This window comes from Marivita sp., assembly GCF_051859345.1.
GTDB lineage: Bacteria > Pseudomonadota > Alphaproteobacteria > Rhodobacterales > Rhodobacteraceae > Marivita.
Window position 1 is genome coordinate 27,181 of record NZ_JBHYFV010000018.1, and the last position, 15,854, is coordinate 43,034.

The 15,854-nt window shown below is 62.0% G+C and carries 10 protein-coding genes; 7 read left to right on the forward strand and 3 right to left on the reverse strand.

From position 1 onward, the window contains the following. Positions 1–2 precede the first annotated feature (2 nt). Complete coding sequence (locus ACTIEN_RS12850; RefSeq protein ID WP_439523542.1) at positions 3–905, forward strand: LpxI family protein; 903 nt, start codon at positions 3–5, stop codon at positions 903–905. Continuing rightward, on the forward strand, positions 905–2,068 hold the full coding sequence (gene lpxB, locus ACTIEN_RS12855) for a lipid-A-disaccharide synthase (protein ID WP_439523543.1): 1,164 nt from the start codon (positions 905–907) through the stop codon (positions 2,066–2,068). The genes ACTIEN_RS12850 and lpxB overlap by 1 nt, the downstream gene beginning before the upstream one ends. A gap of 35 nt (positions 2,069–2,103) precedes the next feature. Here the strand turns inward: lpxB and ACTIEN_RS12860 are convergent, their stop codons facing one another. Continuing rightward, positions 2,104–2,736, reverse strand: coding sequence for an invasion associated locus B family protein (locus tag ACTIEN_RS12860; RefSeq protein WP_439523544.1), 633 nt, complete (start codon positions 2,734–2,736; stop codon positions 2,104–2,106). A gap of 462 nt (positions 2,737–3,198) precedes the next feature. Between ACTIEN_RS12860 and ACTIEN_RS12865 the strand changes: the two genes are divergently transcribed. Further along, entirely contained in the window at positions 3,199–4,749 is a 1,551-nt protein-coding gene (locus ACTIEN_RS12865; RefSeq protein WP_439523545.1) for a helicase HerA-like domain-containing protein, read from the forward strand. 62 nt (positions 4,750–4,811) lie between these two features. Beyond that, positions 4,812–6,626 carry an ABCB family ABC transporter ATP-binding protein/permease gene (locus ACTIEN_RS12870; protein ID WP_439523546.1) on the forward strand — a complete coding sequence of 605 codons (1,815 nt, stop codon included), beginning with the start codon at positions 4,812–4,814 and terminating at the stop codon, positions 6,624–6,626. A gap of 78 nt (positions 6,627–6,704) precedes the next feature. Here the strand turns inward: ACTIEN_RS12870 and ACTIEN_RS12875 are convergent, their stop codons facing one another. Together ACTIEN_RS12875 and ACTIEN_RS12880 are read right to left on the reverse strand one after the other, a co-directional pair. Next, the gene (locus ACTIEN_RS12875; RefSeq protein WP_439523547.1) at positions 6,705–10,538 is read right to left on the reverse strand and encodes an efflux RND transporter permease subunit; all 3,834 of its coding nucleotides are present in this window, start codon (positions 10,536–10,538) and stop codon (positions 6,705–6,707) included. Beyond that, the gene (locus ACTIEN_RS12880; RefSeq protein WP_439523548.1) at positions 10,535–11,839 is read right to left on the reverse strand and encodes an efflux RND transporter periplasmic adaptor subunit; all 1,305 of its coding nucleotides are present in this window, start codon (positions 11,837–11,839) and stop codon (positions 10,535–10,537) included. Before ACTIEN_RS12880 ends, ACTIEN_RS12875 begins: the two co-directional genes overlap by 4 nt. A 346-nt stretch (positions 11,840–12,185) precedes the next feature. Here ACTIEN_RS12880 and ACTIEN_RS12885 point away from each other — a divergent pair, with 346 nt between their 5' ends. The 3 genes from ACTIEN_RS12885 (at position 12,186) to der (ending at position 15,751) form a co-directional block, all read left to right on the forward strand. Beyond that, positions 12,186–12,842, forward strand: a complete 657-nt coding sequence (locus tag ACTIEN_RS12885; RefSeq protein WP_439523549.1) for a hypothetical protein — start codon at positions 12,186–12,188, stop codon at positions 12,840–12,842. A gap of 67 nt (positions 12,843–12,909) precedes the next feature. Continuing rightward, positions 12,910–14,220: an outer membrane protein assembly factor BamB family protein gene (locus ACTIEN_RS12890; RefSeq protein WP_439523550.1), complete on the forward strand. Its 1,311-nt coding sequence runs from the start codon at positions 12,910–12,912 to the stop codon at positions 14,218–14,220. Positions 14,221–14,299: 79 nt separating this feature from the next. Then, positions 14,300–15,751 carry a ribosome biogenesis GTPase Der gene (der, locus tag ACTIEN_RS12895; RefSeq protein ID WP_439523551.1) on the forward strand — a complete coding sequence of 484 codons (1,452 nt, stop codon included), beginning with the start codon at positions 14,300–14,302 and terminating at the stop codon, positions 15,749–15,751. Positions 15,752–15,854 lie beyond the last annotated feature (103 nt).

The window sequence follows — 15,854 nt, forward strand, 5'->3', positions numbered from 1 at the left end:
CCATGACGCTTGCGTTGATCTGCGGTCAGGGGTGGCTGCCGCGCAGCGTTGCACATGCGCAGGACCAGCGCCCGCTGATCTGCGTTCTGAACGGTTTTGAACCCGATGGGATTGAAGCCGATCTGACCTTCCACCTCGAGACCCTGGGAACTCTGCTTGAGACGCTGAAGTCGCGCGGAGTGACTCAGGTCTGCCTGTGTGGCTCCATTCGTCGTCCGATGATTGATCCGGCGCGGCTTGATGCGCTGACGGTGCCACTGGTGCCCCGTCTTCAGACCGCGCTCACCTCTGGCGACGATGGCGCGTTGCGCATCGTGATGGACCTGTTTCAAGAGGCGGGTCTGCGGATTGCTGCCGTGGACGAACTGATGCCAGACCTGCTGCCCGCCGAAGGCGTGCTGACGCTCGCATCCTACGCGCCTCAGAACAGCATTGAGGCACGGCTGGGTGAACGTACCGTCGCGGCGATGGGCGCACGGGATGCGGGGCAGGCCTGTGCGGTGCGCGGTGACACGGTTCTGGCGCGCGAAGACTCGGCGGGCACGGACGCCATGCTCCGACGGCTGGCACGGGATCGGGTCGCCGGAAGTGGCGATTTCCTGACCAGTCCCATCAACGCCGCAAGCGACATGTTCGGCGGGTTGCTTGGTGACGCGACCGATTGGTTGACCGGCGGCGTATCTTCGACCGAGGGTGGTATCCTTTTCAAGGCACCGAAACCCGGTCAGGACCGGCGGGCTGACTTGCCGGTGATCGGCCCCACCACACCGGATGCCGTTGCAGCCGCAGGATTAGCCGGCATCGTGATCGAGGCTGGTGGCGTGATGATCCTTGACCGCGCCAGGACAGTGGCCCGCTGCGACACGCTGGGCCTGTTCCTCTGGGTTCGGGAAAAGGGCGGCTGATGCGGGTTTTCGTCGTCGCCGGAGAAGCCTCGGGAGACAAGCTGGGCGCGGCCCTGATGGCGGGGCTGCGCAAACACACGCCAGATGTGACATTCGAAGGCATCGGCGGTGACCGCATGATTGCCGAGGGTTTGCAAAGCCTGTTCCCCATGGACGAAATCTCGATCATGGGCATCACGGAAATCCTGTCGCAATACCGTCACCTCAAGGCCCGCATCCGGCAAACCGCCGATGCGGTGCTGGCGGCAAGACCGGATGTTCTCATCACCATCGACCTGCCCGAATTCGGTCTGCGCGTGGCAAAGCTGGTCAAGGCTGAAAGCGATATTCGCACCGTACATTATGTGGCGCCCACGGTTTGGGCGTGGCGGCCCGGTCGGGCGCGGAAAATGGCCCGCCACATTGATCAGGTTCTGGCACTATTGCCGTTTGAACCGCCCTACATGGAAGAAGCCGGAATGCGCTGCGATTTTGTCGGCCATCCGGTTGTCACCGATCCTGTTGCCACGCCGGACGAGGTCGCGAGGTTCCGCGAAGGGCACGGCGTCCAAGAGGCACCGCTTGTCCTGATCCTGCCGGGCTCGCGGCGCAGCGAGGTGTCGCGCCTTCTGCCGGTCTTTTCGCAGGTGGTCGCAGACCTTCACATGCAACGCCCGGATCTGGCATTTGTCCTTCCCGCCGCGCCGAACGTGGCAAATCTGATCGACGAGGCCGTCGCCTCATGGCCGGTCAAACCGACCATCATCAACCCGCCACAAGACGGGGTGAAAGCCAAACAGGCGGCCTTTGCCGCTGCGGATGTCGCCGTTGCGGCCTCTGGGACGGTGTCGCTTGAACTTGCCGCTGCAGGCACGCCGATGGTGATCGCCTATGACATGAACTGGCTCTCGCGCCAGATCATTGGCCGGATGCTGCGCGTGGATTCGGTCACGCTGGTCAATCTGGTGTCCGAAACGCGCGTTGTGCCGGAATTTATTGGCGCCAACTGCCAGCCCAAACCGATTGCAGCCGCAGTTCTGGCCAGTCTGGATGCGCCCGATGATCAGATGCAGGCCATGGCTTTCACAATGGACCGGCTGGGTCGGGGCGGCCTGCCACCGGGCGAACGGGCGGCGCAGGCGGTTCTGGACGGGCTGACGGAAAACGGAGGCCGGATCGCCTGATCCAACCCCCGCTGAAACCGGTCTTGAAGGCCGTGTTACTGGCGCTGTTCTTCCAGCGCTGAAATCTCGTCATAGGCAGCGGTAAAGCCGGACAGAGACATCGTGACGTTCACACGCTGGTCGGGGGCAAGGGCCGGCACAATCACCACGTTCGCCACGCTGCCGCGCCGGAACGATGCCACGTCCTCTGCGGTAAAACCGACGCGTGCATAGCAGCCGACAGTTGTGCAGAACGAAAAGTCATACCGCTTGGCCTGACCGGAATCGACGCGCACGTTCAGCTTTTCGGTCAGCAAGGTTTCCAGCGGGACAACAAAGGTTCCGCCAGCAGCAACCTGACCGCCATTGTTCAGGCGAAAGATGCTGACCTCGGCCACGTTGCCACCGTTCTGGTCCTTGAGCAGCTGGTACATCTGGCACGGCTCTTCACCTTCCTGAACGCGCAGGCACTGCACAGCCCAGTCGCCATGGGTCGACTTGACATAGGTGTCATCGTCCTGCGCTGCGTCGTTCACGGCCTCACCGGTGTCCAGAACCGACAGGTCTGCATTTGGTGCCGGAGCCTCGGGTGCAGGGGCCGCTTCGGGGGCAGCGCTGTCCTGTGCCATTGCGACGTTTGCAAGGGCCAGGCTGGCAATCGTGGTCAGAAGAAACAGGGGTCTGGTCATAAAGTCCTCTCCGAAAGATCGGGTCACATTTGATGCTGCGTTATCATGGGCAATGCGGAGTGTCAGGCCAAAACGCAAAAAGTTGACCGCGAATGCAGCGGATTCTTGCGTTGTCTCTTACGGAATATGTCAGCATTTTGGCTTCAAGTGATGTCTCCAGAGGGCCGGTGAAGTCTTTGAAATAAAAAGGGAAGATGCGTTTCCACATCTTCCCTCTATTGCTCCCTGTCGGACCGGCCGACTATTATTGCCGTGACGCTACGAAATGAAATCCACACCGTCAACAGGCAAAATTCAAACCGGTAACCACAAAAAAAGGCCGCGCTGCAAAGCGCGGCCAGTCCAACAGGGAGGATTGCCCGGACGACATGAGGAACAAATCGGTCCGGACAAAAAACACACTGGCGGCAAAAGGTTAAGTTTGTATGTTCGGAACCTGGATGCATAGACGAGGGGATGCGCATGGAAAACGGTGTCTTTGTTGGCGGCGGTGGTGAAGGGCATGGCGTCAAGCAATGGTTGCGACTGGATTACGCCAACCGGCATGGGCTGATTGCAGGGGCCACGGGCACCGGGAAGACCGTCACACTCCAGATCCTGGCCGAAGGGTTCTCGGCGCAGGGCGTTCCGATCTTCATGTCGGATGTAAAAGGCGATCTGTCAGGACTGGCAAAACCGGGCAGCGCGGACTTCAAACTGCATCAACCGTTCAGCGACCGCGCCCGCACCATCGGCTTTGACGACTATGCCTACACGGCGTTTCCGGTCACCTTCTGGGATCTCTTCGGCACCCAAGGCCATCCGATCCGCACCACGGTTGCGGAAATGGGGCCGCTGCTGATCTCGCGGCTGCTTGAACTGTCCGAAGCGCAAGAGGGGATCCTCAACATTGCGTTCCGCGTGGCCGATGAAGAAGGCCTGCCGTTGCTTGATCTCAAGGACCTGCAATCCATGCTGGTCTGGCTGGGGGAAAACCGGGAAAGCGTGTCCCTGCGCTATGGGAACATCGCGGTCCAATCGGTCGGGGCCATCCAGAGACGGTTGCTGGTCCTTGAAAACCAGGGTGGCGCGAAATTCTTTGGCGAACCCGCGCTGGACCTGCGCGACCTGATGCGCACCGATGCCAACGGTCAGGGACAGATCAACATCCTGGCCGCCGACAAGCTGATGGGAGCACCGCGCCTTTACGCAACGTTTCTGCTCTGGCTTCTGTCCGAACTCTTCGAAGACCTGCCCGAAGTGGGCGACCCCGAAAAACCCAAACTGGTCTTCTTCTTTGACGAGGCCCACCTGCTGTTTGACGACGCCCCCAAGGCGCTGGTCGACAAGGTCGAACAGGTCGCACGCCTGATCCGATCAAAAGGGGTGGGGGTCTATTTCATCACCCAGAATCCCGACGACATTCCCGAAGACATCCTTGGACAGTTGGGCAACCGCGTCCAGCACGCATTGCGCGCCTTCACCGCGCGCGACCGCAAGGCGCTGCGCATGGCGGCGGAAACCTACCGCGAAAACCCGACCTTCGACACCGAGGTCGCGATCCGCGAGGTTGGGGTTGGCGAAGCGGTGACCTCTATGCTGGAACGCAAGGGCATCCCCGGCATGGTCGAACGCACGCTGATCCGCCCGCCATCCTCGCAGCTTGGTCCGATTTCCCCGGCAGAGCGCGGCGGCATCGTGGGCGCCAGCGATCTGGGCGACAAATACACCAGGACCCTGGACCGCCAATCGGCCTTTGAAATTCTGGCGCAGCGCACGAAAGAGGCGGCTGAAGCTGCCGAAAATGCCGAGCTGAATGAAGCCGATCTGGATGCGGCGATGCGCGAATACACGGCCGGGCGGCGCTATTCGGGCACCCGCGTCGGTCGCTCTACCGCGCAACCGACACGCAAGACCCGGAAGGAAGACAGCTTTGGCGAAGCGATGGCCAAGGTTGTGGTCAAGGAATTGAAAGGCACAACCGGGCGGCGCATCGTGCGCGGCCTCCTCGGAGGCCTGTTCAAGGCACGCTGAGCACTGGCCCTTCCGGCGGTTGCGGGCTAAGTCAGGCGTCGAACAGGACGAAAGCCAACCGCATGCCCGCCGATACCACAACAGACGCCGAAATCGCCGCCGCAGAGCGCCGCTCTGGCCTGCGCACCATCCGCAAGGTGGGGCCGTATCTCTGGCCCGATGACAAGCCGTGGGTCAAACGCCGCGTGGTGATCGCGCTGGCCTGCCTGGTTCTTGCCAAGATCGTCAACATGCTGGGCCCGCTCCTCTTCGGACGTGCGGTGGATGCGCTGTCGGGGCAGGTGTCGGACCTTCTTCTGGGGGGTGTCGGACTGACGCTGGCCTACGGGTTTGCCCGTTTGATGAACGTCGGCTTTCAGCAATTGCGCGACGGGGTGTTCGCCCGTGTCGGGCAACGTGCGCTGCGCATGCTGGCGATTGAAACCTTCACCCACATCCACCGCCTGTCGATGCGCTATCACATCACCCGCAAGACCGGCGGGTTGAGCCGCATCATCGAACGCGGGGTCAAGGGGGTCGATTTCCTCTTGCGGTTCATGCTGTTCAGCGTTGGGCCGCTGATCCTTGAGCTGCTGCTGGTGTCGGTGGTGCTGCTGTGGCTGTTGGATGTGCGCTACATGGTGGTCGTCCTCATCACGATTGCGATCTACGTCGCCTTCACCTTCAAGGTGACGGAATGGCGGGTGCGCCTGCGCCGCGAGATGAACGAGCAGGACACCGACGCCAACCAAAAGGCCATCGACAGCCTGCTGAACTTTGAAACGGTTAAATATTTTGGTGCCGAAGCCCGTGAGGCCGCGCGATATGACCAGTCGATGGAGGCATATGAAGGCGCGGCCATCAAGACGGCAACATCGCTGGCCATGCTGAACTTCGGTCAAAGCCTGATCATCACCGCGGGTCTTGTCATCGTCATGGTCATGGCGGCCCTGGGTGTTCAGGGCGGCACGATCACGGTGGGCGATTTTGTCATGGTCAATGCCTACATGATCCAGATCACCATGCCGCTCAACTTCCTTGGCACTGTGTATCGCGAAATTCGCCAGTCGCTGGTCGATATGGGTGAAATGTTCGACCTTCTTGAACAGCCGCAAGAAGTGTCTGACAAACCCGATGCACCCGCCCTGAAGGTCTCCAAAGGCGCGGTGCGCTTTGAAGACGTGAAATTTGGCTACGACCCGGCGCGCCCGATCCTGAAAGGTGTGTCGCTTGACGTGCGCTCTGGCGAAAACGTGGCGCTTGTCGGCCCGTCCGGGTCCGGCAAATCCACCATCGGGCGTTTGCTGTTCCGGTTCTATGACGTGGTTGACGGCGCGGTGAAGATCGACGGGCAGGACGTGCGCGATGTCACGCAGGTCAGCCTGCACGACGCCATCGGCGTGGTGCCGCAGGACACGGTGCTGTTCAACGACTCGATCCGCTACAACATCGCCTATGGCCGCGCGCATGCCAGCGAGGCCGACATCATCGCGGCCGCCCGTTCGGCCCAGATCCACGATTTTATCCTGTCCCTTCCCGAAGGCTATGACACGATGGTCGGCGAACGCGGATTGAAGCTGTCTGGAGGTGAGAAACAGCGTGTGGGAATCGCGCGCACATTGCTCAAGAACCCGCCGATCCTCATTCTGGACGAGGCGACATCGGCGCTCGATTCCGAGACCGAAGCGTCGATCCAGGGCGCGCTGAGACTGGCGGGTGAAGGCCGGACGGTGATCACCATCGCACACCGCCTGTCAACGATTTCGGACGCAGATCGGATCGTGGTGCTGGAAAACGGTCTGGTGGCAGAGGAAGGCACCCATGACAGCCTGCTGGCGCGCAACGGGCGGTATGCGGCGCTCTGGAACCGCCAGATGCAGGAAGAGGAAGCGGCCTGATCAGCGCGGGGAATGCTTTTGGGCAGGTATTGGCAAAGCGCGTTCAAACGCGCTTGCCCCAAACTGCTTCGAGGCAGCTTACTCCGCCGCCTGAACCGGTGGCTCGCTGTCATTGGCGCGGCTGCGGCGCAGCACCTTCTTGAGGTCTTCAAGCCGTGGCGCACCGGTTTGCCCATCTTCGTAATCTGTGCCCGGCAGGTCGTCATCGTCCCACAGGATCGTCGGCGATTTGAGCTGACGCGCCGCCCGTTGCAACGCCCAGTCGCGGCCCGCCCGGCTGGTGCGCCCACCGCCCAGCCGGGCGATCAGGCGGAAGAACCACAGCGCGTATGTTGTGAACCAGACCCGCAGCGCCAGCATCGACGGCGTGAAGACCAGCGTCAGAACAGTTGCGATGCCAAGACCGAACACCACCGCCGTGGCCAGCTGTTTCCACCAAAGTGCGGTCGGGCTGTCGATGGAATACCCACCGCCGAAGAAATCGAGGCTCAGCCCGAACATCATCGGCGCAAGCCCTGCCATCGTGGTGATCGTGGTCAGCAGAACCGGGCGGATGCGGTCCTCGGCAGTGCGCACAATCGCCTCGATCCGCGGCATGTAGCGCGCATATTCCTGGTAGGTGTCGATCAGGACAATGTTGTTGTTCACCACGATCCCCGCCAACGCCACGATCCCGGTGCCGGTCATGATGATGCTGAAGGTCTGGTCCATGACCAGCATGCCGATCAGCACACCCGTGGTGGACAGGACCACCGCCAAAAGCACCAGAACCGCGTTGTAGAAGCTGTTGAACTGCGCCAGCAGGATGATGAACATCAGCCCGAGTGCTGCCCCGAAAGCCTTGCCAAGAAACGCCTGGCTTTCGGCCTGTTCTTCCTGATCGCCGGTCCACTCCCACTCCACGCCGGGCAGGGGATTGGCCTCAAGCCAAGTGGTCAGTTCTGCGATGCGTTCGTTGGGATTGATCGGAATGATCCGCGCACCATCGTCGAGCGCCCCCTGAACTGCGCCGACCGATGCAGCCTGTCCGTCGAACAGGACATAGCGTGTTCCGCCGGTCCCCGCGATGGCCCCGTCCTCGCGCTCTTGCACAACAGCGAATGTGGAGACACCCTCCGGTCCGTCCGCCACCACTTTCGATAGACCCGGCAGCACATCCGCCTTCACATCGAAATAGCGTTTCTGGTCCACACGGTTGATTTCGGCCAGTTTGGCCACCGGTTTGCGGGTGATAAAGTTCGACAGTGGCACCAGCCCGTCAGCCGTGCGCACACGCAGCGTGTCCAGCGTTGACAGGAACCGGTCTTCCTTGGGCAGGCGCACGCGGATCTCGATCTCTTCGTCAGAACTTTCGACCCGCATCGTATCAAGCAGGATGCCGCGCGTGACCAGTTGCACCATCGCGCCGACGACAGCCACGTTGGCCCCGTATCGACCCGCCTTTTCGACATCCACGTCGATCTGCCAGTCGATGCCGGGCAGGGGCAGGGTGTCTTCGACCAGCGTCAGGCCGGGGGTTGCCTCGAAATGGGCGCGGGTGCCGCGCGTGGCGGCAACAAGATCGTCCCAGTTGTCGCCCTTGAGACGCAGATGCACCGCCTTGCCCGAGGCCGGCCCCTGCGCAAGTCCCTTGACCTCGGTCTGGATGCCCGGAAGCGTCGCCAGCTGGGCGGACAATTCGTCGATCACAACGTCGCCGTCCAGTTCCTCTACCGTGACATCACCCCGCTGTGCCGCAACTTCGGCCCGGTCTTCCCAGGGGATCGTCTCGAACTGGACCTGACCGATGGTGTCCTTGGGAATCGCCGCACCGCTGGCGTCGGAATTCAACCCGCCATCCCCGGCAAAAGCAAAGGCGGTGACGACACCGCGATGGGCCAGGACGATCTCTTCCGCGCGGCGCACAAGGGCGTCCTTTTCCTCGATGCTGAGGTTGCCGCGTGCCCGGACGTAGACAATCGCCTGTTCAGGCTCGGATTCGACAAAGAACTCGACGCCGTTGTTGTTCTGGCTGAACACACCGAACACCGAAACGACGAAAAAGATCACCGCGCCGATGGTCACAACCGGCATCACCGGGTTGCCCGCGATGGCCTTGATGACCCAGCCAAAGGCGGTGCGGCGGCGCTGCCCCTCGATCCGGGTCTTGCGCCAACGGATTTCGGCGGCCCCCAGAACAACAGAGGACGCAACCGCAAAGATCAGGAACGGCGCGCTGCGTACGATCCAGGCCAGCGCCGTGGCAAGGCCACCGCCGCCCATGGACCCCTCAATCGCCGTGACCAATGCGCCCCAGACGCCGATATAGTCCTTCTGCAGGACCAGCATGGCCCCGACAAACAGACCGAGCAGGACCACGGGCACCAGCGCGGCGCGCACGATCCACGGAAAGCCCGAGCGAAGCCCCTCGGTGACACCGGTCAACAGCCGGCTGAACCGTCCGGTCACACCCCCCATGACCGGCAGATAGACCAGCGCCACAACCAGCGAGGCCGACAGGACAAAGATCAGGGTCACGGGCAGCATGCCCATGAATTCACCCGGCACGCCGGGCCAGAAAAGCATCGGCAGAAACGCACACAGCGTTGTCGCGGTTGAACTGACCACAGGCCAGAACATCCGTTTCGCCGCCTCGACATAGGCATGCATCGGGCCGACGCCCTCTTTGATGCGCTTGTCTGCGTATTCCACCACGACGATAGCCCCATCGACCAACATCCCGACGGCAAGGATCAGGCCGAACATCACGATATTCGAGATGCTGATGCCCATGATTGCCAGAAACGCAAAACACAGCAGGAACGATGTCGGAATGGCAAATCCGACAAGCAGGGCAGGGCGCGTGCCCAGCGCGGCCAACACCACGATCATCACCAGCGCAATCGCCGTCAGAACCGATCCCTCAAGCTGGCGCACCATCGAATCCACCTGCTGGGACTGGTCATTCGACGTGCCGACCTTCACCGCCGCGCGCAGTTCGGCGGGCCAGTTGGCCTGCGCGTCCGCGATGGTCTGATGGACCTGTTCCACCGTGTCGATCAGGTTGAACCCCTTGCGCTTGACCACCTGCAACGCCAGCGTCTTTTCCCCGTTGAACCGCGCGGTGCCCTCGCGATCCTCGAATGTCAGGTTGATGGTGGCCAGATCGCCCAAGGTGACAACCCGATCACCATTCACCTTGACGGGCAGGTCGTAGACATCGCGCTGATCATCAAAGCTCGACGGGATCTTGACGGCGAAACTGCCCTGATCGCTGCGCAGCTCACCTGCCGCGATCAACTGGTTGTTGTTCTGCACCACACTGATCAATTCGCTGGCGGTGACGTTGTAGCTTTCAAGCTTCAGGGGGTCGATCACCACCTCGAGCATCTCGTCCCGTTGCCCGGCAATCCCCGCTTCGAGAATCGCATCCAGCGATTCAAGCCGATCCTGCAAATCCTTCGCCACCCGCGCCATTGTCCGTTCCGGCACCGGGCCCGTCAGGTTGACGATGACGATGGGGAATTCGGAAAAGTTGATCTCGGTGATCGAATATTGCTCGGCACCAGTGGGAAACTTGGACTGCGCCTTGTTCATTGCGTCGCGCACATCGGCCATGACCTGCGTCTTGTCCCAGCCGAATTCGAATTCAAGCGCCAGACCGGCATACCCCTCGGCCGCCGTGGCGGACATCGTCTTGAGCCCGTCCAGATCGGCCAGTTCGGTCTCCATCGGTTTGACAAGAAGCGTTTCACTGTCTGCCGCCGAGATACCGGGAAAGACGGTCGACACGAACAGGGCCGGGATTTCGATGTCCGGCTCGCCTTCCTTGGGCAGGCCGACATAGGCCACGGTGCCTATCGCAAGCGACAGCGCGATGAACGCCAGCACCATGCGGGCGCGTTCAGAGGCCCAGTCGACAATTCCGGTCATTGGATGACCTCTTCAAAGCTCGGAGCGATCGGCACGCCGTCGGTGACGAATTCCTGCCCCACGGTGATCACGTCCACCTGATCGGGCAGGCCGGTGACATAAACACCCTCTGGCGCGTCGCGCAAAACGGTCACCGGCATGAAGCGGGCCAACGCGTTTTCGTCGATTGTGCGAACACCAAGCGTGCCCTCATCGTTCAACGTGAGCGACGATGCCGCAAGCACATGCGCCTGCACGCCTTGCGACTGGATCAGGATTTCCGCCGTCTGGCCGTCCCGGATCGAAAGGTCGGGGTTCGGAACCGTCAGTTCGACACGAAAGGTCCGCGTTGTCGGATCGGCAGAACGCGACAGAAACGTCACGCGGGCCTGAACATCCGGCCCCTGATTGAACCGGGCGCCCGCCAGCGCGCCAACCTCGACGCGGTTCACGTCGTTTTCGGGGACGAAGCCAACCACCTTGATCGGATCAAGCTGGATCACCGTCGCACACAAGGCACCCGGTTGCAGCAGGCTTCCCAGCTCTGCCGTATCGGTTTCCAACACGCCTGGAAAAGGCGCGCTGATATCCAGACGGTCGATTTCCGTCTGCGCCCGCGCCACCGCTGCGTCGGCGCTCTCGATATTGGCCTGCAGGCTGTCCAACCCGGCTTCGGCTGCTTTGACCCCGGCCTCTGCGGTGGAAATCGCGGCCTGCGCGCTTTGAACCAATGCTTCGGTATTGGCGACACGGGTTTGGCTCGCAAACCCGTCCTGGCTAAGACGTTGGGCCGCCGTGGCATTGATCCGGGCTTCTGTCAGACGCGACTGGGCTTCGGCAAGACGCGCCTGTGCCTCTGGAATACGGGCCTCGGCCTCGGGACGGCGCGCCACGGATTCGGCCAGACGCGCCTCGGCTTCGGCAAGGTTGGACCGGCTGGTGCCCGCATCGACCGAGCACAAGAGCTGACCTTCCTGCACAAAAGACCCCTTGCGAATGGGGGGCGATACGATCTTGCCGCTGACTTCGGCCACCACGGACACCTGTCGCGCAGCCTCGGTCTCACCGCGCAGGCGCACCTGCGTGCCGATTTCGCGGGCAACAGACCGTTTTGCCATCACCCGTATGACGCCATCTTCAGCCTCTTCGGAGGCCGCTTCAGCGTCCGGTGCAGGCTCTTGCGACGCGGTTTCGACATTCTGCGTGGTGCCACCGCCGGGGCGCAGGTCGTTCACCAAGGCAAACAGGCGGTCGCGTTCGATGACAACACCATAAAGAACAAACGCAACCAGAATCGCGGTGATAAGGGGAACAATACGCATCAGACGAACCTTGTGCCTGCTCTTCTATGATCGGTCGGTTGCCGTCGACCCGGATATATGGTGCCGTAATTCATCTTGTCGGCAGACAAAACTGATACGGTGAACTAATCGGTTTAGATTAGTGAAGCAGCCAGTTTTTTTCAAGGTGAGCCGGGCAGTTCAATACGTCCAGTCATGTTTTTGGGACTCAGTCTGCACAGGATTATAGCGCAATCCGACCAATCGGCGCGCAACACTCCACAGAGCAAAGCGCAAAAGCCCCGCTTGGCACCTGACCCGCGTCGCGTTATGAGGGGCGAAATTCACGCGCGTTCGGCAAGAAACGCACGTCAGAGGGAGCATCACGGTGAGCGACACAGACAGCTTTATCGACGAGGTGACTGAAGAGGTCCGTCGCGACAAGCTTTTCGGCTACATGCGACGCTATGGCTGGATTGCCGTCCTGGCGGTCCTTCTTCTGGTCGGCGGAACCGCCTACCGCGAATATTCCCGCGCAACCGAAGCCGCCAGGGCGCAGGCCTTTGGCGACGCGATCCTGGCCGCGCTGGAAAACGACGAAGCCGCTGACCGCGTTTCAGCCCTTGAGCAGATCACCGCGCCGACCGAAGAAGGTGCTGCCGTTCTCGACATGCTGACCGCAGCAGAACAAGGCATTGATGGCAACGGCGCAGCAGCGTCAGAGCGGTTGAATGCGACCGCCACCAATGGCGAGCTGCCGGAAATCTACCGCCAGATTGCCAGCTTCAAGGCGCTGACCCGCCCCGAAACGACACTGGCCGCAGAAGAACGCCGCGTCGCGTTCGAGGCCATGGCATCCCCCGGCGGGCCGCTGCGGCTGCTGGCCGAAGAACAACTGGCGCTTCTCGATATCGAAGCGGGCAACACGGATGCCGCACTGACCCGTCTCAACGCACTTCTTGCGGACTCCGAATTGACAGCAGGCTTGCGCCGACGCGCTTCTCAGTTGATTGTGGCGCTGGGGGGCGAGATCGGGGCGTCCTGATCGAGAAGGCCAAAGGGCTTCGACACGACAAAAAGACGAGGGCAGGGCAGTGCAAGCAAAATTTCTGGTGGCCGGCGTACTAGCGACAAGCATGCTTGCGGCGTGTACGGAACGCGAGATCATCCTGCCGGGCGAACGCCTTGGCGTCCGTGAAATCCTTCAGGAACCCCAGGGCGGCGAGGCCGATGCGCTTGCCAATGTGACGGTCTCGGCCAACGTTCCCGCCGCGGTGAACAACCCGGCGTGGGCACAAAGCCATGTCAGCCCGTCGGCCCGCACCACAAACGCCACGCTTTCGGCCAATCTCAGCCCGCTCTGGTCCACGTCGATCGGGCAGGGTGACAAACGCCGCGCGCGGATCATCACCGACCCGGTGGTTGCGGATGGTCGCATCTTCACCATCGACAGCGCGGGCCGCGTGTCCGCCACCTCCACAGGCGGCGAAGCGCTTTGGTCCTACAGCCTTGTGCCGCTGCGCGATGACAGCGGACAGGCGCTTGCTGGCGGCCTTGCCTATGACAATGGGCGGCTTTATGTGACGTCCGGCTTTGGCACACTCTCGGCTGTCGACGCTGCCTCCGGTCAGGAAATCTGGACCCAGAAACTGCAAGCCACGGCCACTGGTGCCCCAACCGTCTATGGCGGTCTTGTCTATGTGGTCGCAGGCGACAGCACCGCCTGGGCGATCGAGGCGGATGACGGTCGGGTGCGCTGGCAATCCGACGGCCTTGGCGATATCGGCAACGTGGCCGGGGCTGCCCCGCCTGCGGTCAACGACACCCACGTCGTGTTCTCGTTCGGCAGCGGTGCGGTTCAGGGCGCGTTCCGTCAGGGCGGTCTGCGCCTCTGGAGCGCGGATATCGTCGGTGCGCGCAAAGGCTTTGCCATCGCGCTGGTCGATGACATCACCGGCTATCCGGTGATTGACGGCAACACCGTCTATGCGGGCAACCATTCGGGCCGTGTTGTGGCACTGAACGTCAATTCCGGCGAACGTCTGTGGACCGCGCAGCACGGCGCGATGGATCCGGTCTGGCCTGCGGGCAATTCGGTCTATTTCGTTTCGGACCTCAATGAACTGATCCGCCTCGATGCGACCGATGGAACCGAGATCTGGTCCGTCGATCTTCCCGGATACGAACCCGTCCGCCGCCCGCAACGGCGCCGCGATTCGGCCTTTACCAACCAGGGACCGATCATGGCGGGAGGCCGTCTGATCGTGGCGTCCTCGGATGGCCTGATCCGGTCCTTCGATCCCACCTCGGGCGACCTCATCGGCCAAACCGAGATTCGTGGCGGCGCGACCACCCGGCCCGTGGTGGCAAATGGCACGCTTTATGTCGTCTCGACCAACGGTGTTCTGCACGCCTATCGCTGACCCCTTTCGCGGGCGCGGGAAATAGGCTAGGCGGGCGGCTTGACGAAAACCGGAGCCCCTTGCGGAGTCGAGCGCGCACATGTCTTTCACCCTTGCCATCGTCGGACGCCCCAATGTGGGCAAGTCGACATTGTTCAACCGTCTGGTTGGCAAACGTCTTGCCTTGGTCGATGACCAGCCGGGCGTCACGCGCGATCTGCGCGAAGGTGCGGCGCGGCTTGGCGATTTGCGCTTTACCGTGATCGACACCGCCGGTCTGGAAGAGGCAACCGACGAAAGCCTGCCCGGTCGGATGCGCAAACTGACCGAACGTGCGGTCGACATGGCCGACATCTGCCTGTTCCTGATCGACGCGCGGATGGGGGTCACACCCGCCGACGAGGTGTTGGCCGAGATCCTGCGCAAGCGCGCGGCCCATGTCATCCTTGGAGCCAACAAGGCCGAGGGCAATGCCGCAGAAGCCGGCGTTCTTGAGGCTTACGCGCTGGGTCTGGGTGAACCGTTGCGCATCTCCGCCGAACATGGCGAAGGCATGCCCGACCTCTATACCATGCTGCAACCGCTGGCCGATCAATTCGAAGAGCGCGCCAAGGTCGATGCGCCAGAGACCGAAGTCGATGTGGGAGAAGACGATCCCGACGCCCCGCGCGCCATCACCAAGGCCAAGCCCTTGCAAATCGCCGTCGTGGGCCGCCCCAATGCGGGCAAATCCACGCTGATCAACAAGATCCTCGGCGAAGACCGGCTGTTGACCGGACCGGAGGCGGGAATCACCCGCGATGCGATTTCGGTCCAGACCGAATGGGACGGCACCCATATGCGCATCTTCGACACGGCGGGCATGCGCAAAAAGGCCAAGGTGCAGGAAAAGCTGGAAAAGCTGTCCGTCTCCGATGGCCTGCGCGCGGTGAAATTCGCCGAAGTTGTGGTGGTCCTTCTGGACGCCGCGATTCCGTTTGAGTCTCAGGATCTGCGCATCGCCGATCTGGCCGAACGCGAAGGCCGCGCGGTTGTGATCGCGGTGAACAAATGGGACACTGAAGACGACAAGCAGGACAAGCTGCGGATGCTGAAAGAGGAATTCGAACGCCTCTTACCGCAGCTGCGCGGTGCGCCCCTTGTCACTGTATCCGCCAAAACCGGACGCGGACTGGACCGCTTGCAGGCCGCCATCGTCAAGGCACATGACGTCTGGAACCGGCGTGTCACCACGGCCCAGCTGAATCGCTGGCTGGGTGGTATGGTCGAACAACACCCGCCCCCCGCACCGCAGGGCAAGCGGATCAAGCTGCGCTACATGACACAGGCAAAAACCCGTCCACCGGGCTTTGTGGTGATGTGCTCACATCCCGACAAACTGCCGGAAAGCTACAAGCGCTATCTTGTCAACGCGCTGCGCACGGATTTCGACATGCCGGGCACACCGATCCGCCTGACCTTGCGGGATCAGGGCGACAAGAACCCCTACAAGGGCCGTCGCGAAAAGAACGCCGGTGCGTTGAAGAAGCATTTGGGCAAGGGGCGCGGGTAAGGCCGCGAGAGTCTGCTTGGCGAACTTATTTGCCGTGCGCTGCGCTTGTTCGAACGGCCGCTTTGATTTGCCTGGGATAAGTCCCGGCTCGGACAAGCTATTG